20 protein-coding genes, 1 pseudogene and 1 riboswitch are annotated in these 22,760 nt (G+C 61.4%); of the genes and pseudogenes, 20 read left to right on the top strand and 1 reads right to left on the bottom strand.

What is annotated here, in order from left to right:
• Positions 1–475: 475 nt before the first annotated feature.
• Positions 476–600: riboswitch (molybdenum cofactor riboswitch) on the top strand.
• Positions 601–714: 114 nt separating this feature from the next.
• From K9L28_04000 to K9L28_03915, 18 genes and pseudogenes are all read left to right on the top strand, one after another.
• On the top strand, positions 715–3,501 hold the full coding sequence (locus K9L28_04000; GenBank protein MCF7935485.1) for a molybdopterin-dependent oxidoreductase: 2,787 nt from the start codon (positions 715–717) through the stop codon (positions 3,499–3,501).
• Positions 3,502–3,610: 109 nt separating this feature from the next.
• A complete protein-coding gene (locus K9L28_03995; GenBank protein MCF7935484.1) occupies positions 3,611–4,042 on the top strand; it encodes a cupin domain-containing protein in 432 nt (143 codons plus the stop codon).
• A 64-nt stretch (positions 4,043–4,106) separates the two neighbouring features.
• On the top strand, positions 4,107–4,421 hold the full coding sequence (locus K9L28_03990; protein MCF7935483.1) for a nucleotidyltransferase family protein: 315 nt from the start codon (positions 4,107–4,109) through the stop codon (positions 4,419–4,421).
• Positions 4,414–4,758, top strand: coding sequence for a DUF86 domain-containing protein (locus tag K9L28_03985; protein MCF7935482.1), 345 nt, complete (start codon positions 4,414–4,416; stop codon positions 4,756–4,758). Before K9L28_03990 ends, K9L28_03985 begins: the two co-directional genes overlap by 8 nt.
• 384 nt (positions 4,759–5,142) lie before the next feature.
• Positions 5,143–5,871, top strand: coding sequence for a substrate-binding domain-containing protein (locus tag K9L28_03980; protein MCF7935481.1), 729 nt, complete (start codon positions 5,143–5,145; stop codon positions 5,869–5,871).
• Positions 5,871–6,518, top strand: coding sequence for an ABC transporter permease subunit (locus tag K9L28_03975; protein MCF7935480.1), 648 nt, complete (start codon positions 5,871–5,873; stop codon positions 6,516–6,518). Before K9L28_03980 ends, K9L28_03975 begins: the two co-directional genes overlap by 1 nt.
• Positions 6,499–7,683: an ABC transporter ATP-binding protein gene (locus K9L28_03970; GenBank protein ID MCF7935479.1), complete on the top strand. Its 1,185-nt coding sequence runs from the start codon at positions 6,499–6,501 to the stop codon at positions 7,681–7,683. Before K9L28_03975 ends, K9L28_03970 begins: the two co-directional genes overlap by 20 nt.
• A 149-nt stretch (positions 7,684–7,832) precedes the next feature.
• A pseudogene (locus tag K9L28_03965) lies at positions 7,833–8,882 on the top strand (molybdopterin-binding protein).
• Between the two features lie 6 nt (positions 8,883–8,888).
• Entirely contained in the window at positions 8,889–9,314 is a 426-nt protein-coding gene (locus K9L28_03960) for a transcriptional repressor (GenBank protein MCF7935478.1), read from the top strand.
• A 4-nt stretch (positions 9,315–9,318) separates the two neighbouring features.
• The gene (locus K9L28_03955; protein MCF7935477.1) at positions 9,319–10,446 is read left to right on the top strand and encodes a nucleotidyltransferase family protein; all 1,128 of its coding nucleotides are present in this window, start codon (positions 9,319–9,321) and stop codon (positions 10,444–10,446) included.
• Positions 10,439–11,053: a histidine phosphatase family protein gene (locus K9L28_03950; protein ID MCF7935476.1), complete on the top strand. Its 615-nt coding sequence runs from the start codon at positions 10,439–10,441 to the stop codon at positions 11,051–11,053. Before K9L28_03955 ends, K9L28_03950 begins: the two co-directional genes overlap by 8 nt.
• 497 nt (positions 11,054–11,550) lie before the next feature.
• On the top strand, positions 11,551–12,306 hold the full coding sequence (locus K9L28_03945; GenBank protein MCF7935475.1) for a FadR family transcriptional regulator: 756 nt from the start codon (positions 11,551–11,553) through the stop codon (positions 12,304–12,306).
• A gap of 130 nt (positions 12,307–12,436) precedes the next feature.
• Positions 12,437–13,861 carry an amidohydrolase gene (locus tag K9L28_03940; protein ID MCF7935474.1) on the top strand — a complete coding sequence of 475 codons (1,425 nt, stop codon included), beginning with the start codon at positions 12,437–12,439 and terminating at the stop codon, positions 13,859–13,861.
• A 133-nt stretch (positions 13,862–13,994) separates the two neighbouring features.
• Positions 13,995–14,402 (top strand): TRAP transporter small permease, encoded by a 408-nt coding sequence (locus K9L28_03935; protein ID MCF7935473.1) that lies wholly within the window; start codon positions 13,995–13,997, stop codon positions 14,400–14,402.
• Positions 14,399–15,679 carry a TRAP transporter large permease gene (locus tag K9L28_03930; protein MCF7935472.1) on the top strand — a complete coding sequence of 427 codons (1,281 nt, stop codon included), beginning with the start codon at positions 14,399–14,401 and terminating at the stop codon, positions 15,677–15,679. The genes K9L28_03935 and K9L28_03930 overlap by 4 nt, the downstream gene beginning before the upstream one ends.
• A gap of 36 nt (positions 15,680–15,715) precedes the next feature.
• Positions 15,716–16,720, top strand: a complete 1,005-nt coding sequence (locus K9L28_03925) for a C-terminal binding protein (GenBank protein ID MCF7935471.1) — start codon at positions 15,716–15,718, stop codon at positions 16,718–16,720.
• Between the two features lie 4 nt (positions 16,721–16,724).
• The gene (locus tag K9L28_03920; protein ID MCF7935470.1) at positions 16,725–17,900 is read left to right on the top strand and encodes a pyridoxal phosphate-dependent aminotransferase; all 1,176 of its coding nucleotides are present in this window, start codon (positions 16,725–16,727) and stop codon (positions 17,898–17,900) included.
• Between the two features lie 140 nt (positions 17,901–18,040).
• Positions 18,041–18,997, top strand: coding sequence for a DctP family TRAP transporter solute-binding subunit (locus K9L28_03915; GenBank protein ID MCF7935469.1), 957 nt, complete (start codon positions 18,041–18,043; stop codon positions 18,995–18,997).
• Positions 18,998–19,211: 214 nt separating this feature from the next.
• Here the strand turns inward: K9L28_03915 and K9L28_03910 are convergent, their stop codons facing one another.
• A complete protein-coding gene (locus K9L28_03910; protein MCF7935468.1) occupies positions 19,212–20,003 on the bottom strand; it encodes an XdhC/CoxI family protein in 792 nt (263 codons plus the stop codon).
• Between the two features lie 211 nt (positions 20,004–20,214).
• Here K9L28_03910 and K9L28_03905 point away from each other — a divergent pair, with 211 nt between their 5' ends.
• Positions 20,215–21,297, top strand: coding sequence for a dihydrodipicolinate reductase (locus K9L28_03905; protein ID MCF7935467.1), 1,083 nt, complete (start codon positions 20,215–20,217; stop codon positions 21,295–21,297).
• Between the two features lie 13 nt (positions 21,298–21,310).
• Positions 21,311–22,723 carry a putative DNA binding domain-containing protein gene (locus K9L28_03900; GenBank protein MCF7935466.1) on the top strand — a complete coding sequence of 471 codons (1,413 nt, stop codon included), beginning with the start codon at positions 21,311–21,313 and terminating at the stop codon, positions 22,721–22,723.
• The last annotated feature ends 37 nt before the right edge of the window (positions 22,724–22,760 follow it).

The raw sequence follows: 22,760 nt of genomic DNA, 5'->3' as shown, positions 1-22,760 counted from the left end.
CGATCCTCTTCACTCACGCAAATCTGCTCGAAAGCATCGGCATTTCCGAAGAGGACTGGCCAGCCATAGAAGACGGATGACGCGAGATATCACGAGAATGCGGCGCTATTTGTGAAACCGATCATTTGGGACGGCTGTGACCATGGCTGCAGGATTTTTGGTTCGCTGCACGGGAAAGTTGGCTGTAATTCTTGCGCCTGTTTGATCAAAATGGGGGCAATTGTGTAGTGAAAACTGTGCTTCCATGCCTCCTTGCCTGGCGATGCTTCTTGAATCCATCTTAAGGATACGCCACATTCATGGCGATGACCATCCGTGGTGTTGCGCAATCTCGATTGGGTCGGTGCCGTTGTGACAACGGAAGGGCATGGGCTGCGCTTGCCCTTTCCAGTTGCGGGGCGTTATTGCACACAGTCCACAGATTGTTGCCCGATCACCTTTACCGTCTACATCGACTGTGCTACCATAAGCACAAATTGCATAGAGCCTCCGAGCTGAGGGACCTACAGATTGTCGTGATCCAGGGTTGTTCGGCCGATAGGGTTGTTCCGGAAACGGGGCGGCCTCCCGTGTTTGGAAAGGAGGAGCGTAGTAGGCAACAGCAGGCGTGCCGTGCCGTAGCTGGTTGCTGAAAGAGATGACGCTTCCCTTCCGGGGAGCGTTTTTTTGTCTCGGGGGCTCTGAATGCATGCGAGACAGGAGGGATCGTAGCGGATGCAGTATCTCAAGAAACACATTGTGGTCAACGGGCAACGCCAGGACGTCATCGCCGATGCGGGAACGAACCTGGCCAGGATCCTGCGGGAGCAGCTCGGACTGCTGGGCACCAAGATCGGCTGTGAAGTGGGACAGTGCGGGGCCTGCAGCGTTCTGATGGACGGGAAGCTGGTGCGTTCCTGCATCATCAAGTGGGAAAAGGTGCCCGAGGATGCCCAGATCATGACCATCGAAGGCGTCGGCGCCCCGGGCAAGCTCCACGCCCTGCAGTGGGCCTTCGTCAAGTTCGGCGCCATCCAGTGCGGATTCTGTACGCCGGGCTTCATCATGAGCGCCAAGGCGTTGCTCGACGAGAACCCTTCCCCCACCAGGGAGGACGTGCGCACCTGGTTCCAGAAGAACCGCAACGCCTGCCGCTGCACCGGATACGTGCAGATCGTGGATGCCGTCATGGAAGCGGCCAAGGTGCTCCGCGGCGAGGCCGAGATGACCGACTTCTCCGAAACGCTGGGCAAGGATGGCGCCGTCTGGGGGACCTCCTATCCCCGTCCCAGCGCCGTAGCCAAGGCGACAGGCACCTGGGACTTCGGCGACGACGTGGCGCAGAAGCTGCCCGACAACGCCCTCTGGGCCGTGCCGGTCTGTCCCGAGACCCACCACGCCAGGATCCTCAAGGTGGACTACGCCGAAGCGGAGAGGATGCCCGGTGTGGCCAAGGTGGTCACCGCCGACGATATCAGGGCCAACAAGGGCACCAACCGAATCCGCGGCCAGGTGGGATCCGCCACCTGCACCACCGACGGCTGGGAGCGGCGCATCATCGCCGACGACAAGATCCGCCAGTGGGGCGAGGCCGTGGCCATCGTCTGCGCCGATTCCGAGGAGCACGCCCGCCAGGCCGCCGCGGCGGTGGAGGTGGATCTCGAAGAGCTGGAGCCGCTCCTTGACGTGGAATCGGCCATGAATCCCAACGCCCCCCGGGTCTACGACGAGATCGAGGACCTTGAGGGCGTCAGGAACGCCTTCAACAAGCGCCCCGTCAGGAAGGGCGATAACGTAGACAAGCTGCTGGACAAGGCCGCCCATGTCGTGGAGGAGAGCTACTACAGCTCCCGCCAGCCCCACCTCACCATCGAGACGGACTGCGGCTTCGGCTACTACGACGACGAGGGCCGGCTCACCATCCAGAGCAAGAGCATCTGCGTCTACCGCCATCAGATGATGATCGCCCGGGGCCTCGGGGTGGCGCCTTCCAGGATCCGCATCATCGAGAACAACATGGGGGCCTCCTTCGGCTACAAGGTGGCCGTCACCAACGAGCACTACATCGGCGCCTGCGTCGTCGCCACCGGCCGGCCGGTCTACATGCGTTTCGACATGAAGGAGCACATCATCCGCACGCCCAAGCGCTCGCCCTTCCTCTTCAACGTCAAGATCGGCGCCGACGAGAAGGGCAGGATGACAGCCGCCAAGCCGGTCTGGTATGTGGACCACGGCCCCTACTCTGAATCCAGCCAGGACCTGACCAACAAGGGCGGCCAGTTCTTCCTCGCCCCCTACGGCCTGGACAACCTGGAGGGCGCCGGGTACACGCTCTTCACCAACCAGAAGTGGTGCGGGGCATTCCGGGCCTACGGCGCGCCCCAGACCTATCTGGCCTCGGAGGTAGCCGTGGACGAACTGGCCGGGAAGGTCGGCATGGATCCGCTGGACTTCCGCGAGCTGAACATCATGCAGCCCGGGGACACCATGCCCAGCGGCCAGCGGCCTGAGGTGTATCCGCTGCCCACCATGATCCGCAGGATCCGGCCGCTCTACGAGCAGGCCAAAAAGCGCGCTGCAGCCAACTCCACCGACACGGTGAAGCGCGGCGTGGGGGTTGCCATCGGGATCTACAACTCCAACGACGACGGCCCCGACAACGCCCAGAGCGATATCGAACTCACGCCCGAAGGCGTCACCATCTACAACACCTGGGAGGACCACGGCCAGGGCGCCGACATGGGCTGCGTGGGCACCGCCCACGAGGCGCTGAAGGAGATCGGCATCAAGCCCGGGCAGATCAAGCTGGTCTGCAACGACACCGCCAAGGCGCCCAACAGCGGCGCGGCGGCGGCGAGCCGTTGCCAGCACATGGTGGGCAACGCCATCGTCGAGAGCTGCAACAAGTTGCTGGACGCCATGCGCAGGGACGACGGCGGCTACCGCACCTACGACGAGATGGTCGCCGAGGGCATCCCCACCTACTACACCGGGGAATGGACCGCCACCATCCGCAACAACGACGGCGAGGTCCAGCACTGCACCGGTATGGACGACGAGACCGGCCAGGGCTATCCCTTCGCCAACCACATGTACGGGGTCTTCATGGCCGAGGTGGCCGTGGACGTGACCACCGGCAAGACCAGTGTGGAGCGCTTCACCCTGGTGAGCGACGTGGGCAAGATCAACAACTTTGCTGTCGTCGAGGGCCAGCTCTACGGCGGCATCGCTCAGGGCATCGGCTTCGCCCTCACCGAGGATTTCCTGGATCCCAAGAAGTACACCAACCTGATCACCTGCGGGTTGCCCTTCATCGAGGACATCCCCGACGACATCAAGCTGATCCACATGGAGACCCCCAGGGAATTCGGGCCCTTCGGCGCTTCCGGCACCGGCGAGCTGCCCATGTCCGCGCCGCACCCCGCAGTGCTCAACGGGATCTACAACGCCTGCGGCGCCAGGGTGCGCACCATCCCGGCCACACCGCAGCGCGTGCTTGAGGCGCTGAAGAACAAGGCGTAGCATCGATACAGGAAACGGGCCCGGCGGTGCGCCGCCGGGCCGCCGGTGTGGGCGTCATCCTTCGGGAGCCCGCCGCCGGAGAGCTTTGACAGGGAAGGGAGGAAGGTTTATGGACGAGAAGACGAGGGAAGCAGAAGGACAGCCGCAGCTGGCGGGACGGATCGCCGATCTGCCGCTGAAGGACTCCCAGTCGCTGGGCGGGGGGACGGAGAAACGTATCGTCTTCGGCCCCGACCGCTTCTTCGAGGACTACGTGGTGCGCTTCTTCACCCTGCCCCCAAGGGCGCATATCGACACCCACGGGCACCACTGGCCGCACTACCTCATCTCCCTGCACGGCCACGGCCAGGTGGTGATCGACGGGGAACCCCGGGACCTCCCGGCGGACTCCTGGGCCCACGTGCCGCCCCACGCGCCCCACGCCTACGACAATCTGGGCGACGATCCCTGGAGCTTCCTCTGTATTGTCCCCTGCGAGGGCGACCCCCACGGGAAGATGGCCCGCTACCGCGTGGACAAGCGCCGCAGCGCCGGGGCGTAGTTGCCGCAGGTGGAGTCGGAGAGCCGTAGGGCGTACAATACATATGGTACCGAAGGCGGTTGGAATGCTCCATGACGCGGAGGTCGAGATGCAGAACGCCGATGTCCTATTGCTGTACCTCAAAGAACATAAGCAGGAGTTGCGGGAGCGCTTCTCCGTACGGCGGATAGGCCTCTTTGGGTCGGTGCTCCGTGGGACAGCCGGCCCGGAGAGCGACATCGACATTCTAGTCGAGCTGGAGCGGCCCTCTTTCGACGCCTATATGGACCTGAAGTTCTATCTTGAAGATATCTTCGGCTCCCCTGTCGATCTCGTGCTCCGGGATTCCGTCAAACCTCGACTGAAACCGATCATAGAATCCGAGGTGGCCTATGCCTAGGGATTACCTGCTCTATATTGACGATATCCTGGAGGCCATACAGCGGATTCGTTCGTATGTAGAGGGAATGGACCAGTCGGGCTTTTCCGCTGACAGGAAGACCCAGGATGCGGTGGTCAGAAATCTTGAGGTTATCGGAGAAGCGGCCCGTCATGTCCCTGCCCCTTCGGACGGATCGGGGACAGAGGTGGAATGGCGCAAAATCAAGGCATTCAGAAACGTGTTGGCCCATGAATACTTTGGGGTCAACGTTGAGATTGTCTGGGATGTTGTGCAAAACAAACTTGATCTCCTGGAAGAAGAGTGTGTCCATTTGTTGGAGAGAGGCGCCAGGTAAACCAGTTTGTTGGCCATGCTGTCTGTTCCTCTGTCTTTGCTGAAGAGTGCCTTCGATGCAGAAAAGGTCGCTGAAGCGGAAGACATCAAGTCTGTGGCGGAGGACGGAGGGCGCCCCTGACCGTCGTCCCCCGGCTCCTCGGGGCGCGGCGTCGCCGTGCCCCGAACATTTTCCCCTCAGTGCAACTCGGTTGCATGTCGGGATGTTGTTGCGTATACTGCAACCCGGTTGCAGAATAGGCATGACAGGCCGTCTCGCGCTACAGCACGGTGTACGGTGGTGCGAAAGAGGCCGGACATCCTCACGGTTCCACCCGGACGCACATCGTCCTCCTGTCTGTGCGTCCGGCGTGGACCGTTAGTTCGTGCAGGAAAGGAACATATCGTGAACAAACTGTCTCTGTTTTCTCTCGCTCTTCTCTGTTTTCTTCTATTGATGGTGTTTCCTGTCCGGCAGGCCAATGCGGAGGTCATGGCCGTGGCGGCGGGGATCGCGCCGGCCGTGGAGGCCGTCATCGACGACTTCGTTGACCAGGGAGGCGAACCCTTCGATCTGGTCAAAGGCCCCTGCGGGGCGCTGGCCCGGCAGATGAAATCCGGTGCTCCCTTCGACATCGTGCTGCTCTCGGAGCCCCGCTGGCCGGGCTGGATGGAGGAACAGGGCCTCTTGGTGGATGTGGCCCCCTTCGCCCGGGGGCAGCTGGTGCTCATGGCGGAGGGGGAAGCGCCGCCGAGCTGGCCTCCCGCGCCGGATGCCGTGGTGGCCATTCCGGAGCCCGACAGCACCGCCTACGGCCTGCTGGCCAAGCAGTACCTTCAGGAGCGCGGCGAATGGGTGCGGTACGGTGATACGGAGCGGACCGCCTTTGTCGGCGGTGCGCCCCAGGCGGTGATGGCCGTGCGCCACGGCGCCGCCGATCTGGCCTTTGTGCCCCGGAGCGCAGCACAGAAGGTGGGGGGCGCCATGCTGGTGCTTGAGGGGATGACCACACCACAGGTTGGCGGCCTGGCTCCGGATGCGGGACCCAGCGCCAGGGCCTTCTGGGAATTCTGCCGGCAACCCGCAGAAGACGCCACCTGGCGGTCAATGGGCCTGCTCCCGCTGGAGCGCTGATGACCTCCGCCCTGCTGGTGAGCCTCAAGGTGCTCGCCGTTGACGTGCCGCTGCTGCTGGTTCTCGGGACGGCCATCGGCTGGGTGCTGGCCAAGCGGGAGTTCCCGGGGCGCAGACTGCTCTCCTTTCTGGTGCTGCTCCCCGTGGCGCTCCCCCCGGCCGTGCTGGGGCTCTACCTGCTGATGCTCTTCGGGCATCTGCCGCTTTTGCAGGAGCTGGGCTTTGTCTTCTCCTTTCCGGCGGCCGCACTGGCCGCACTGGTGCCCTCGCTGCCGCTGATGGTCCAGAGCGCCCGCGTCGGTTTCGCTGCTGTGCCCGGCGAGGTGGGGGGCGCCGCCCGTACCCTGGGCGACGGCGAGTTCGCCGTCTTCCGGAAGGTGACCCTCCGTCTCAGCCGCCGCTCACTGGCCGCCGGCGTGGCGCTGGCCTCGGCCCGGGCGCTGGGGGATTTCGGCGTCACCCTCATGCTGGCGGGCAACATCCCGGGGCGGACCCAGACGCTGCCGCTCTATATCTTCAGCCAGGTGGAGGCGCTGGAGTTCGCCGCCGCCAACCTGGCGGCGCTGGTTTTGACGGTGGCCGCCGTGGCGGCGCTGGCGCTGGTGCGTTCCCTGGAAGGAGGCGGCTATGGCAGACAGCTGGCTTGAGGCCTCGCTCTACCACGAACTCGGCGGGTTCCGTCTCGCTGTGGATCTCGCCATGGACCGGGAGATCGGCATCCTCTTCGGCCCCAGCGGATCCGGCAAGAGTCTGACCCTTCGACTGCTCGCCGGTCTGGGCAGGCCCAGACGCGGCAGGGTGGTCCTCGGCGGCGCGACGCTCCACGACAGCGATGGAGGCGTGGCACTCCACCCGTCGCGGCGGGGGATCGGGCTGGTCTTCCAGGAGCTGGCGCTCTTCCCGCACATGACGGCCCGACAGAACGTGGCCTACGGATTGCGTGGCGTCAGCCGCGCATCGGCGCTGGGACAGGCGGATCGCTGGCTTCACAGGCTCCACCTCCAGGGGATGGAAGGCCGGTACCCAGGCGAGCTCTCCGGCGGGCAGCAGCAGAGAGTGGCCCTGGCCCGGGCGCTGGCGGCCGAACCGGCGCTCCTTCTACTGGACGAGCCCTTCAGCGCCCTGGACGGACCGCTGCGGCGGAGTCTGCGGCGCACCCTCAAGGAGCTCCACCGGGAGACGGGGGTGCCCATGCTCTACGTGACCCATCAGATCGAGGATGTCTGCGCCCTGGGGGACCGGATCTTCTTTCTCCGGGAGGGCACACTCTCGGGATCGCTGCCTGTCGAATCGCTCTGGCGGGGCGAGGCCCAGGACACAGTCTGGCAGGCTTTGCAGTGGGGCAATCTGCTGGAGGGCGAGGTTATCGACACCCCCGGCGGCCCGGCGCTGCGCTGGAAGGACCGCGCCTTCCGTCTCGCTCCGGCGGTGCGCGAGCGTGGGGAGCGACTGGCCTTCATCGCGCCCCACGACATCAAGCTGCTCTACCCCGGCGTGCAGGTGGACCCCACGCTGGCGCCCAACGTGGTGGAAGGCACTGTGGTGGAGCGCCTCGACATGGGCAGCACCGTCCGGCTGACCGTGGAAGGGGCCGGGATCCACTGGCACGTGGAATACCCGGGCAACTCCTACCGGAACATGGAAACCGGCGAGGGAGCTCGGGTGCTCATGGCCTTCCGCTGCCGGGATGTCACCGTGCTGGACCGGCGGGGGAGTGCCCGTGATGACCTTGGAGGAAGCGGACAGGAAGATACGGAGGAGGGCGGTGGCATGGGGAGGCCTGCGGAAACCGTCCATGCCAGGCGACAATGAGCACCTGCGGCAGGTGGCGTGACGGTGGAGCGGGTCATCTCCAGCCGTTGCCCCTTGCAGCGAGGGGATAGAAGAAGGATGCGCGTTTGCGGCGGCACGCGGGTCGTGTGTTGTCTGGCGAGAACCAGCGAAGGGAGACGAAGGCGATCATGAGTGAGACCCTCCAGAAGGTACAATCGAAACAGGAGATCCTGGCGCTGGAGGAGGCCGTGGGGCATCCGCTGGCCCACGACCTCACCCAGGTTATCCCGGCGACCCACTACAAGGGCCCCCGGTTCAAAAAGGGCTACGTGGTGAAAGAAGAGGATCTGGAGACCCTGCGCTCCATGGGCAGGGAGCACCTCGCCATCCTCCATCTGGACGAAGGGGAGGTCCACGAGGACGACGCCGCCCTCCGTCTGGCCGCCGGGCTCACCGGCGTCGGCGTGGACTGCGAGGGTCCCGGCGAGGGGAAATGCTCCCTCCGTGCGGAGCACCGCGGTCTTCTTGCGTTCGACGCCGAGATGGTCCACGCCATCAACGCCGACAGCGAATGGATCGTGGCCACCCTGCCGCCCCATATCCCCGTCGAACAGGGTGAGGTGGTGGCCTCCTTCCGTATCCGGCCGCTCTGGACCACCGAGGAGCACGTCGCCGCCGCCGAGGCCCTGGCGGAGCCCATCGGCGTGCAGCCCTTCCTGCCCCTCAAAACGGGCCTGGTCACCACCGGCCGGGAGCTCGCCGAGGGCCGGGTGGAAGACGCCTTCCGCCCCAGGCTGGAGCGCAAGCTTGACTACTAGGGCGCCCGGCTCCTGGGCCGGGAGATCGTCACCGACGACGAAGCCGCCGTGGCCGACGCCATCCGGGGTTTCGTCGCGACGGGGGCCGAGCTGGTGGTCTGCACAGGCGGCATGAGCGTGGACGTGAACGACAGGACACCCGGCGCCATCCGGAGTGTCTGCAGCGACATCGCCTTCCAGGGGGTGCCGTCGCTGCCGGGCTCCATGCTGATGCTTGGTACCGCGGGACAGACCGCCGTGGTGGGGGCGCCGGCCTGTGTGGTCCACGACGAACGGACCACCCTGGACCTCCTGCTGGACCAGCTCTTCGCCGGACGACGTCCCAACGAGGCCGACGTGCGCCGCTGGGGTGTCGGGGGGCTCTGCCGCCGCTGTAGCGCCTGCATCTACCCGGCCTGCAGCTTCGCCGCCCGCTCCTGATCTGCCATGGAGACCGCGATCCTGAAGCGTTTCGGCCTCCGGCCCACCGAGGCCCGCGAAGCGGTGCTCCGCGTGCTCTACCGGGCCGGGCGGCCGCTGACCAACCCCCAGATCCGTGCCTGTCCCGGCATGGAGGAGATGGACAAGGTCACCCTCTACCGCACCCTCTACGCCCTGGAAGAGGCCGGCCTGGTCCACCAGGTGCAGGGCATGGACGGCGCCTGGCACTTCTGTGCCCACCGACCCTCTCAGAAGGGCTGCCCCGGCGACCATCCCCACTTTCTCTGCACAGGCTGCGGCAGGATGGAGTGCCTCACCAGCCAGTCGCTGCCCTACGTGGAGGTTCCCAGGGGGGCCAGGGTCCGCGGCAAGCAGCTGGTGGTCTACGGCCTCTGCCGGGAATGTGCGAAAATAGAGGACGAAGGAGCGTGAGCAGATGAAGACAGCAGCCGTGATCCTCGCCGCCGGCTACGCCTCCCGCATGGGGCGCTGCAAGTCCCTCCTGCCGCTGGCCGGTCTCCCCGCCCTGGAGTTCGCCCAGCGTCGGCTGGAGGCCGCCGGCGTCAGCCACACCATTGTCGTCACCGGCCACTGGCGCGAAGCGGTGGAACCCGTGGCGGAACGCCTGGGCTGCGCCGCGGCATACAACGAACGCTATCCCGAGGGGATGTTTTCCTCCGTCCAGACCGGGGTCGCCGCACTCCCCGAGGATGTGGAGGGGTTTCTGCTGCTGCCCTCGGACACGCCGCTGGCGCGGAGCAGCAGCTACCGTCTGGTGATGGAGCGGGCCGCCCAGGGTGACTGCGACGTGGTCTCCCCGCGTTTCCGCAGTGTTCGGGGGCACCCGCCCTGGATCTCCCGGCGGCTGGTGGGTCCCATCCTGGAGTGGGACGGCCACGACGGTCTGCGCGGGCTTCTGCGGAACTACCACGACAGCACTGTGGTGGTCGATGTGGCCGACGTGGGGGTCCACGTGGGGATGAACCGCCCAGAGGAATACGAAGAGCTGGCCGCCATCGCCGGCCGGGAACTGCCTACGCCGGAAGAGGAGGAGGCCCTTTTCGAGATCGCCGGAACGGCGGAGGCGGTGCGGCGCCACAGTGAAGCCGTGGCCGCGCTGGCCGACGCCCTGGCCGCTGCGCTTGAAGGGAAGGGCTACCCCGTGGACCGGGTCTACCTCGGCGCGGCTGCCCGTCTCCACGACCTGGCCAAGGGAGAGCGCCGTCACGGCGAGGCGGCCGCCGACTTGCTCACGCGACAGGGATTCCCCAAACTGGCGGGGATCGTCGCCGACCATATGGATCTGCCCGATCCCGTTATCCTGGATCCGCCGGGCGAGCGGGAGCTGCTCTATCTGGCCGACAAGACGGTGAGCGGTGAGGAGTATGTCCCCCTGGAGGAGCGTACCAGAACCAAAGAGGCGCAGTTCGCCGGCAATGCCGAGGCCCAGACCGCTGTGGCCCGACGTATGGGGAAAGCCATGGAGGTGCGCGAGGCGTGGGGGCGCTGCACCGGCCTCTCCCTGGGCGATCTGGCGCAGAATGTGGTGGCCGTCAGTGGATGACCGTCTGCTCTATCTCGTTCGCCACGGCCGTCCCGTTATCCCCGGGGGAACAAAGATCTACCTCGGCCGGAAGGACGTCCCCCTCTCGGAAGAGGGCCGCAACCAGGCCGCCGCGACCGGCCGGGCCCTCGCGGGGATCCCCTTCGACGCCCTGGTCACCAGCGGCCTCGTCAGGGCCGACGAAACCGGTGAGATCATCGCCGCCTGCCGCAGGCGTTCCCTTGCAAGGCGTACCGTTCCGGGGCTGCAGGAGATCTCCCTGGGCGAATGGGAGGGCCGGAGCTTCGGCGAGATCCAAGCCGAAGCCCCCGATGAGTTCGACCGACGGGGCCGCGAGCTTGCCACCCACCACCCGCCTGGGGGCGAGAGTTTCGAGGATCTCCAGCGGCGGGTCGCCCCCGCCATCGAGGAGGCCTTTGCCGTCACCGGAGCGACGACCCTCTGCTGCGTCACCCACGCCGGTGTCCTGCGGGTGCTCTTCCGGCATCTGCTGGAGCTCCCCTGGCGGCAGCTCTTCGCATTCACCTTCGACTACGGCGGCGTCACCATCCTCCGCCCCGGCGGCAGCCCCCGCATCCTCGCCGTCAACTGGCGGCCGTCGCTGTAGGCCAACCCAAGAACTCCGGGCCTGGTATTGCATGCAGGATGCAACGACGGGCGCCTCCCGCAGTGGTGTCCACGGTGAAAGCCACCGGGAGAATTGCGGGAGGCGTTATTGCGTATCAGGCCGTTGGTTTTACTCTGTAGGCCGGAGGGAGCATGGTGGAAGTCGGCATCAGACCTCTCTCCCCTTTTTTCAAGTTCTAGCTTGCAGTGAAGTGCAATAAACCATAAATTATCTAACAAAAAGCCTCTAATTTTTGTGTTTACGGCAATTGGGCAGATTGCAGTGTGACTGCCCTGGTTGTATAATATTCTGCCCTCTCCTGTTGTCTTCCTGTCACTCTTCCCGCATTACGTTCCGTCCTTTCTGTCCTCCCTGGTTTACCTTAGTAGCTCTATGCAATCAAGGTGCAGAGCCCTGTTGACCTCAAGCTTGACGCTCTGAAATCGGTCATCTATAATATGTCATACAAATGTCATTTGCGTCGGGTGGGGATCGTCGTGTTTGAGCGTATGACCAAGGAAAAAAAGACATCCTTCGTGGCCAAGCAGATCCTTGAGGCCATTGAGCGGGGCGAATTGAGGACAGGCGACAAGCTGCCAAGCGAGATGTCCATCATTGAGCAGACCGGTGTAAGCCGGACAGCCGTCCGGGAAGCGTTAAGCGCACTGGAGCTCATGGATGTGATCGAGCGGAGGGCCGGTGACGGGACGTACGTGAAGGAGAAGAATCTCCTTGGGCAGCAGAGTGAAACCGTTGAGGTCAACAACGAGCTGCTCCAGATGCTGGAAGAAATCGAAGGGAACAATGGCAGCTTTCAGGCCTTCTTTGCCCGGATCATGCTGGAGCCTGTAATTGCCGAGGTTGCCGTGCGCAGGGCCGATGACGAGGCGCTCCGGAGGGTCCGGGGGATCTATGAATCACTCAGGAAAAGCGCAGAAGAGCGGGATATCAAAAATTACCACAGCTACGACAACGACTTCCATGTCGCTCTTGCTGAGGCCACCAACAATGAGGTAATGGTGCGATTTCTCAGGGAACTGCTGTCACTCATGAAAATCCAGTACTGGCGTTCCGATCACGTGTGGCCCGAGGAAAAAATGAAACGGAGCCTGGAAGATCACCTGGCAATCGTCGAGTCCCTGGAGCAGCGGGACGCCGATGCCGTGAAGAAAAAACTTCAGGCGCACTTCACAACCAGCCTGAAGATCCGCATACATAACATGCAGACCATGGGGGCGGTGAACAATGACTGAGCTGTTGATCAGAGGAGGCCGCATCTGGGACGGTGAGAGGTTTTTGCCGAAAGGGCACGCTGTCTATCTGAAGGATGGGTATATAGCTTTTGTAGGCGATGAGAGTGACGCACCGAAGTGTCCGAAGAGGGTGACCCTCGACGGAAATACCGTTTTGCCGGGGTTGTGCGATACCCACGTGCACCTTACGGCCTACGCACGGCAGAAACTCGCCCTGGACCTCTCCCAGGTTGGTTCCAAGGATGAGCTCTTCAGGATGATCCGAGAACATGCGGCTGACACGAAGCCCGGTGACTGGATGTTCGCCATCGGCTTCAACGAGACCCGCTGGCCGGAAAACGAGATCCCCACCCGTTTCGAACTCGACGGGCTGCAATTGCCCAACCCCATCCATCTGGTGCGGACCTGCGGGCATGTGCATGTAGCCAGCAGCAATGCTTTGAAGCGATCTGGCGTTGCCTGTGGCGATGACCACCCGGGGATATTCCACGAAGAGGACGCCAATCGAATTGTTGCAACCATGGAACGGGAAATGTATTCACCGCGAGAGACGGAGCGGATCCTCAAAGAGGCCTGCAGGGAGTTTGCTGCCCTTGGTGTCACCTCCATACACGCCTGCAGTGCCGATTCCTACGGTCTTGGAGAGGACTATCCCGCACTGCAGGCGCTCAATGAATCCGGTGAGCTCCCTCTGCGGATCACACTCTATGACGAGACTCTTCCCGCCCTGGGCATACGCAGTGGGTTCGGTGACGAGTTTCTCCGCTATGGAGGGTTCAAGGTCTTCCTGGATGGTGCCCTGGGGCCTCGTTCTGCCGCTCTTTCCGCCCCCTACGCCGACGATCCGGGGAACTGGGGGGTTCTCAACCACAACGAGGAGGACCTGCTTCCAATTCTGCAGGAAGCCCAGGACAGGTGCATCCAGACGCAGATTCACGCTATCGGCGATGCGGCAATCGATCAGTTCCTTTCCCTGGCCAACAAGCTCGACCTTCCCAGGTCAACCCCCTTTACTTACCCCTTGCGGCTGAACCACGTACAGCTCTGCAGGCCCGACCAGATAGCCGAGCTCGCACACCTCAAGGATGCCGTGGTCTGCGACATCCAGTCGGGTATGGTGCCCACCGATATGTCGATTCTTGGACAGCGTCTCGGCTCCGACCGGAGTGAATACGGCTATTTCTGCACCTCGTTACTCAACGCCGGACTCCTGGTTTGCGGTTCCAGTGACGCCGGCTGTGAACAGATGAATCCCTGGCGGGGTATCTGGGCTGCCGTAAACCGAGTGAACGACGAGGGTGCACCGAAAGGCGGCTGGAAGCCGGAGGAGAAGGTCTCCCTGGAAGAAGCGCTGACGCTGTACACGGTGAACGGCCATCGTTCAGCCGGACGCTCTGAAACGCTTGGGAAAATCAAGCCGGGCTACAAAGCGGATATCACTGTTCTCAACCGTGACGTGGCCTCCCGGGCCCCGGAAACGCTGCAGGAAACAGAGGCGGTGCTCACCCTTACGAAGGGCCGTGCCGTGTGGGGCAACCCGGAGGACTGGCGGTAAATCAAACCCCTTGGGGCGGTTGTTTTTGTAGCGGAAGGGAGGAAGGTGCGTGCGGTTCTTACGTTTTCTCGACCGAAGATTCGAAGAAGTTATTCTTATTCCATCTCTTGTTTTTACGGTCGCACTCATATTCATGCAGGTGGTCATGCGGTACATCTTTCAGTCTTCGCTTTCCTGGAGCGAGGAGCTTGCCCGGTACATCTTCGTATGGCAGACCTGGCTCGGAACGAGTTTTGCGGTCAAACACTCCGCCCATATCCGGGTGGAATTCATCAAAAATTTCATGAGCGAGAGCGCCCAGAGAAAGCTCGACTGGGTTGTATTTGCCATCTGGATAGCCTTCAGTATATTCCTGTCGCTCAAGTCCTCCCAGCTTACCTCCATGCTCTTTGACAGGATGCAGCTCTCGCCGGCGATGCGCCTGCCTATGGCATGGGCATATCTTTCCGTCCCGGTAGGGTGCAGCCTTATGTCGCTGCGGCTCTTCCAGCGAATGATACTCCGCCAGGTCAGCGCTCCTGCGCGAGGTGAGCAGTCATGATGCTTCTTGTTCTCTTCGGGGGGCTGCTCTTCTTCCTGACCCTCAGCGTTCCTATCGGGATCGCCCTGGGTATCGCCACGGTGCTGAGTCTGGTTCTTTTCTCGCACATCCCCACACTGATGGTTGCCCAGAATGCTTTCGCCGGTCTTGATTCTTTCCCGCTTATGGCTATTCCCTTTTTCATCCTCGCAGGCAATCTCATGCGCTATGGCGGTATTTCGAAGCGGTTGCTCGACCTGGCCGACACACTGGTAGGGTACCTCACAGGCGGCCTGGCCATGGTAACGACGTTGACCTGCATGTTTTTTGCCGCCATTTCCGGGTCTGCGCCAGCCACCGTTTCAGCTATCGGTTCGTTCATGATTCCCTCCATGCGGGAGAAAAACTATCCCGGGGGGTATGCCGCCGCCATTACGGCGGCCGCCGGCTCCATAGGCGTGATCATCCCTCCCAGTATCCCCTTTGTCATCTACGGTGTGGTCACGGGTACCTCCATCGGAGCGCTTTTTATCGCCGGGATCCTGCCGGGCATCCTTATCGGCGTGCTGCTCATGGCGGCCAACTACTTTATTTCGAAAAAGCACGGTTACCGGGGCACAGAGGGAAAACCGTCGGCACGGAAGACGGTCCAGGCACTCAAGGAAGCAATATGGGCATTGCTGGTACCGATTATCATCCTCGGCGGTATCTATGGCGGTATCTTCACCCCCACCGAGGCCGCTGTAGTGGGGGCTGTGTACGCGCTTTTCGTGGGATGCTTCATCTACAAGGAACTGGGATTCAGGCAGATCTACAGTTCATTCCGTGACACCATGCTCATCAACGGGGCGGTTACATTCATCCTGGGTCTGTCCGTCTCCTTTGCCGGCCTGGTGACAATGAAGCAGGTACCCGCCATGGTGGGCAACTTCCTGACAAACCTTGCCGTGAGTCCGCTGGTTCTGCTCATCCTGATCAACATATTCCTGCTCCTTGTGGGGTGTTTTATCGACAATATCTCATCCTGTGTCATTCTCGCCCCGATCTTTCTGCCTGTGGTGATGCAGCTGGGGATCGACCCGATCCATTTTGGAATATTCCTCACCGTCAATCTCTCAATCGGGTTTGTCACGCCTCCCTATGGAGCGAATCTCTTCATTGCCTCTGCCGTATCGGGGGTTCCAGTGGACAAGATATCCCGTTTTGTATGGCCGTTGATCCTCTCAATGCTTATTTCGCTTATCCTGATTACATACATACCGCAGCTTTCAATGTTTTTGCCCAGTCTCATGGATTAGTCAGAGAAGCTTACAACGAAAGTGAGGAGATGCCCGGTGGTGACGAGGGTTGGTATCTGCAGTCTCTTGAACGACAACGACATCGAGATAGAAAAAGAGGTATTCAGCGACACCGATTTTGAGCTCGTCAGGGAACCCTACGGACCGGAACACACCTTCCAGGAAGGGAAGCGGGACGACTTCCTGGCGAGCGTGGACGGCCTTATCATGGCCAATACCTTAGTAGACAGGGATGTCGCGAAAAGGATGTCCCGCTGCAAGGTGATCGCCCGGCACGGCCAGGGTGTGGACAATCTGGACCTTGAAGCCTGCGCCGATGAGGGGATTCAGGTATGCAACATGGCGGCCTTCGGTGTGGACGAGGTTTCTGACCATGCAGTGATGTTCGCCATGATCCTCCTCAAGCAGTTCCACACCTATTACCTGGATGTACGGAAAGGGAACTGGAACGTCGAGAAGGTCCCGGCCTGGGACCTGAAAAAGATCGGTGCGGCGACACTGGGGCTTGTGGGATTCGGCCGTATCGGCCAGGAGACCGCCCGAAAGGCCTATCAGATGTTCGGCAGGATTGTGGCCCATGATCCCTGCATGGACAAAGAGAAGGCGGAGGCGCTTGGGGTGGAGACAGTGGACTCCCTGGATGAAGTGCTCGGGAGGTCCGATGTGGTCTCCGTGCACATCCCACTCAACAAACACACCCGAGGCTTCTTTGACAAGAGCCTCTTTGCCAAGATGAAACCAGAGGCGTACCTGGTCAATACGTCCAGAGGCCCGATTGTGAACGGCAGAGATCTCTATGAAGCCCTCATTACGGGCCAGCTTGCCGGGGCCGCGCTGGATGTGATGGAACAGGAGCCGGCCAATATGGACGATCCCCTGTTCTCTCTTGAAAATGTCGTGTTTACGCCCCATTCGGCCTTCCGCTCCGACAAGTCGCTGCCCGAACTACGCCGCCATTGCGCAATGGAAGTAAAACGTGTCCTTACAGGCCAACCACCTGCCAGCCCAGCCAATTCTCCCGATGAGAAAAAAAGGAGCTGATCCCATGCACCCTGTTTCACGACGCTTTGAACATATTCCCTTTGAAGGGGGGATCCGGGAGATCCTCGCCTCTGCGGCGGAGATCGAAAACAGGGGTGAGAAGGTCATCCATTTCGAAATCGGACGCCCCGACTTTGACTCTCCCCGGGTGGCGAAAGAGGGAGCGCAGAAGGCGCTTGACGAAGGGTTTGTCCATTACACCCCCTTGGAAGGAATCCCGGAATTGCGCAAAGCCATTGCAGAGCAGGAATCACGGTGGGGGAAAGAGGCGGAGGCAGCTTCAATCGTTGTGACCTGCGGTGCTGTAGAGGCTGAGATGGTCACCTTTATGGCACTGCTCAACCCCGGTGATGAGGTGCTCATTCCCACTCCCTGCTTCCCCGCCTATTTCGACCAGGTCTACCTTGCAGGCGGTGTCCCTGTTTCCGTGCCCAGCCGGCTGGACGAGTACTACCGGGTGGATTTCGAAGGTCTGCGTAACGCCGTCACGGAGCGGACGAAGATCCTCATCATCAACTCGCCCAACAATCCTTCCGGTGGGATAATACCGGAAAAGGATCTGAAGAAACTGGCGGATTTCGCCGAGGAATTCGACCTTTATGTCATTACGGACGACTGCTACCAGGATTTTGTCTTTACCGATGAAAATGCGAACATCTATGCATTTGCCGATACCCCGGGCCGGGTGATCGGCGTGAACTCGCTCTCCAAAACCTTTTCCATGACCGGGTGGCGTATCGGCTATATCCTCTGTCCTCCAGACCTTTATCCCTACTTCCTGAAAACGCATCAGATGCTTTCCACCTCGGCCTGTTCCTTCGCCCAGAAAGGCGCGGTGGAGGCCCTCCGCTCGGGAAGCGGAATGACCCGTGAGATGGTGGCGGAAATGGAACGGAGGAGAGATGTGGTTGTGGGTGCCCTCCAGTCCTGTGAGGGCCTTCGCTTTGCACCACCGAAGGGCGCGTTCTACGCCTTCCCTTCCATAGAATGCCTCGACGTATCGGCGCTTGAATTCTGCACCTACCTGCTCGAAAAGGAAGGGGTAGCCACCGTGCCCGGTGACGCCTTTGGGAGCCCGGGGTATGTGCGGATCGCCTTTACCTGTTCACGCGATGATGTGAGTCGGGGCATGGAAAAATTTGCGGCGGCCTACGGGCACTTTCTTGGCAAAAAAGGATAACCGAGAGAGGAGGTGAGTGGATGTAATGTGGCGCGGTATAGTTGACGGAATGCCTTGAACACGAGGCAGACATAGTTGAGGGGGGCAGAAAAATGTTGAAAAAGGTACTATCTGTAAGTGTTGTAGCGGTTCTGAGTTTGATGGTTCTTGTTTCCATGTCCACAGGAGTTGTGGCTTCGGATTATCTTATTCGGGTTGCCCATGTGCTTCCCGAGTCGCACGCTTCCCATATCGCCCTGAAGGAAGAATTCAAAAAACAGATCGAAGAGGGAACAGACGGAAACGTCAAGGTGGAGCTCTACCCCAACGCGCAGCTCGGTGGCGACAGGCAGGCCGTGGAGTCGGTCAGTCTGGGAACGCTGGAGATGACCATGGCCATAGGCTCCGTCCTGAGTGCATACGACGAGCGGGCCGCTGTGATGGACCTGCCGTTCCTGTTCACCTCCCGAGAGGCCGCCCGCGCTGCGCTGGACGGGGATTTTGGCGAAAAGCTGAACGAGATCTTTGTGGAAAGCAATATGTACAACCTCGGCTGGTGCGAGAATGGTTTCCGCAACATAACCAACAACAGGGGCCCGGTTAATGTCCCGGGAGATCTTGAGGGCCTGAAGATCAGGACCATGGAGAATCCATACCACGTGAAGGCCTTCAAGCTTTACGGCGCCAACCCTACCCCGATGTCTTTCGGCGAGCTCTACACGGCGCTCCAGCAGGGTACGGTGGACGCCCAGGAAAACCCCATCTCCATCATCTACGCAGCGAAATTCTACGAAGTGCAGGACTACTGTTCACTCACCCAGCATATCTACGGGACCGTGGCTCTCTACATCAACAAGCCCTTCTTCGACAGCCTTCCTGAAGAGTACCAGAAGGTGGTCAAGGATGCCGCCCAGGCAACGAAGGAACGGCAGCGTGCCGTGGCCTACCGGCAGGATACGGAGCTGATCGAGAAACTCGAGGAAGAGGGCATGAAGGTCAACGAGGTGAGCGACGAAGATAAGTTAAAGTTCCGCGAAGCCGCGGAACCACTTTACGAGCAGTACCGTGAACAGTACGGCGACGAGTTCATCGAAGCCGCCTTGCAGTACAACGAGTAAGGTTCCCCCGGAACGTGACACCGTAACAGCGCGACTCGGGAGAGAGGGATACAGTGGTGTGGGCCCCGGTTGGGGTGCACACCACTGCCCTTATGTTTCCTTGCAAACACTTGGGTCAGGCATTGAATTGCATGCAGGATAGAATGACGGGTGTCTCCCGCAGCTCCACCGGTGGCTTTGCCGGGGAGGCTACTGCGGGAGAGGTTGATCTATCTCAGACCGCCGCCCCCCGGACCGTGGCGATGATCTCCGCCACAATAGAAACGGCGATCTCCTCCGGGGTGTCCGCGCCGATGGAGAGCCCGATGGGGGCGTGGACACTGTCCAGATATGCCTGTGACGTTCCCCGCTCCAGCAGGGCCTTGCGGATGGTGGCGTTCTTGTTGTGCGAGCCCAGCATTCCGACGTAGGCCGTGGTTTTGCTTTCCAGCGCGCCCAGGACCTCCATGTCCAGGCCGTGTCCCCGGGTGCAGACCACCGCGTAGGTGGCCGGCGTGAAGTGGATCCGTTCCAGCGCCTCGGTGAGCGGGCAGGCCAGCACCGCGGCGCCCGGGGCGTTCTCCTGGTTGGCGAAATCCTCCCGGTCGTCCCAGAGGGTCACCCGGAAGCCCGCCATCAGCGCAGTCCTGGCCACCGACTGGCCGATGAAGCCCGCCCCGAAGACCACCACCTCCCGCTCCTGGCCGATGGACTCCAGAAAGACCGTCACGCTGCCGCCGCAGCTGCCGCTTTCCAGCGAGGCCACATCGGCGGAGATCTCCTCGCTGTAGAGCTCCGCGGCTTCACCCTGCTGCAGCAGCTCCAGCCCCCGTTCCCGGACGTGCTGCTCCACGATGCCGCCGCCGATGGTGCCCTCCGATGTCCCGTCGGGGTGGACCCACATCTTGGCTCCCCGTCCCCGCGGGACCGATCCCGTCTCGTCCACAATGGTGCACAGCACGCCCCGGCCGCCCTCGCCGATGGACTGGGCGATGGAGCGGAAGAGCTCCCTGTTCTGATTGGCCATCTCTGGTCCCTCCGGTTTGATCAGGTTGAACGCCCTGCGTTCGGGAAACGGGTCTATTGTGGCCCATGGCGAGGGGCCGTTCAAGGGGAGAGGCGAGTCCGGGGGTCCGCCGGAATGCCCTGCGGCTGGTACAATACATTGCGGCAGAACGATACCATCGCAAGCGAAGGGGCCTCATAGGCCGCCGAAACCAACAGAATGGAGAGCGATCATGCAAGACAGCCACGGCACATCCGTGCCAACCGGACAGAATGTTTTTACGGCTGACGGTATCCGGGCAGTCATCGTCGGCCTGGGGGCCATGGGATGCGGCATCGCCAGGCTCCTGCTGGAACGGGGCGTGGAGATCGTCGCCGCAGCCGACACCGACCCGGCCAAAGAGGGGCGGGATCTGGGGGAGATCCTGGAATTGGGGGAGAAAACGGGCGTTGCCGTGGGTACCGTCGAAGAAGCCGCCGGGGCCGCGGCGGAGATCGCCCTGCTGGCCACCAGCTCCTTTGTCCGGGAGGTCCGGCCGGAGATCCTGCGGCTCGTGGCCTCGGGCAAGAACGTCATCTCCATCGCCGAGGAGATGGCCTACCCGCAGGCCGCCGATCCGGAGACCGCGGCCGAGCTCGACGCTGCCGCCGGGGACCGGGGCGTCACCATCCTCGGCACAGGCATCAACCCGGGCTTCGTCCTGGATACGCTCATCCTCGCTCTCACCGGCCCCTGCACAAAGGTGGATGCCGTTAAGGCCCGGCGGGTCAACGATCTCTCGCCCTTCGGCGCCACCGTCATGGCCACCCAGGGCGTGGGAGTTCCGCCGGAAGCGTTCCGGCAGGGCGTGGGGGAAGGCCGGATCACCGGTCACATCGGCTTCCGGCAGTCGGTGCGCATGGTCGCCGACGCCCTGGGCTGGAAGCTGGACGAGATTGCCGAGACCAGGGAGCCCATTGTCTCCACGGTGGTCCGGGAGACACCGCGGATCCGCGTCGATCCCGGCATGGTGGCGGGCTGCAACCACACCGCCCGGGGCATCGTCGCCGGCCGGGCCGTGATCACCCTGGAGCATCCCCAGCAGGTATCGCCCCATCTGGAGGGGGTGGAGACCGGTGACTACATCCGCATCGAGGGTGTTCCCCAGGCGGTGGACATGGTCATCAGCCCCGAGATCCCCGGCGGCGTCGGCACCACCGCCATGGCCGTCAACATGATCCCCCATGTCCTCGCCGCACCGCCGGGCCTGACCAGCATGCTCGACCTGCCCCTGCCGCGGGCATGGTCTGGCGATAGCGTCCCGGATTTGGGATGAGGTGCCAAAGGAAATGAATATTAAAGAAATTAAACAGCTTGTTAGAGGTGGAGAATCCGATACCGTAGAGTTTAAGCAATCTGCCGGTCAGTTGCAGAGGGCTCTTAAAACATTGTGTGGAATGCTTAATAGGCAGGGTGGGCAAATCCTTTTTGGGGTGACGCCAAAAGGTGATATTGTCGGTCAACAGATTGGTGATAGGACACTGCGGGATATTGCCGAAAAGCTCCACACGATTGAACCTCCTGCGGAAACTGAAATCAAGCGTGTTCCAGTAACCGAGGAGAAGGAAGTGCTGGTGTTATCGATACCGCCACAGCCTGAATTACGTCCTTTTGTTTGCGATGGCCGACCTTATCAAAGGTCAACCTCAACGACATCAATTATGCCCCAATCTGTATACCAGCAATTGCTGCGTGAGCGAATGCAGCAGGAAATACGGTGGGAAAACGGTATTTCACGGGGGTACCGTGTTGCTGATTTGGATGACGAGGAGATTCTTCGCACGGTCCGATTGGGAAGAGAAGCGGGTCGGCTTCCGGAATCGGTAGGAAACGACATTTCCGATATTTTGCCACGTTTGGGACTGCAGGTAGAGGAAGGATTGAACAATGCAGCAGTGGTTTTATTTGGAAATCGCTTCCTTCCCGACTATCCACAGTGTCACTTGCGTATGGCGCGCTTCCGCGGGATGGACAAAACAAATTTCATTGACCAAAGACAGCTAGAGGGGCATGCTTTTGAACTCTTGAATGAGGCTATGGCCTTTTTGCGACGCAGTTTGCCCGTGGCTGGTCGGATTGTGCCTGGTATCTTCGAGCGTGAAGACGAACCGCTTTTCCCGTTGGAGGCTCTCCGAGAGGCATTGGTGAACGCGTTTTGTCATCGGGACTATGCTATTGTGGGGGGTGCGGTGAGTCTGGCTATCTATGATGATCGGCTTGAAATCTGGAGTGATGGAACCCTGCCATTTGGCTTGGTTCCTGGAGATCTCAAGCGGGAACACTCTTCTCGGTTGCGTAATCCAATGATAGCAAAGACATTCTATCTTCGGGGGATTATAGAACAATGGGGAAGAGGCACCCAAAAGATAGTACAATTGTGTGTCAAAGCAGGTCATCCGGAACCCGAATTTGGTGAGCAAGCTGGTAGTGTCTGGGTACGTTTTCTCCCGAGTGGTTATATTGCCCCGCATCGCGTTGCCCATGATCTGACCCCAAGGCAGCGGCAGATTCTGCAAATGCTTTCCCAGTCACCTTGTCTTGCCTTTCGTCATATTGTTGAGTGTATTGATGATCCTCCCCCGGAACGCACTTTACGTGAGGATCTTTTTCATTTGAAACGATTAGGTTTGATCGAAACAAAAGGCCACGGGCGTGGTGCAGTTTGGTGCGTTAGCGGAGAATCGGGGCGCAGCAAAGAATAAGGCAGGAATAAGGCAGGAATAAGGCAGGAATAAGGCA

Source organism: Synergistales bacterium (assembly GCA_021736445.1).
Classification (GTDB): domain Bacteria; phylum Synergistota; class Synergistia; order Synergistales; family Aminiphilaceae; genus JAIPGA01.
This window is presented reverse-complemented; position numbering and strand designations above follow the sequence as displayed.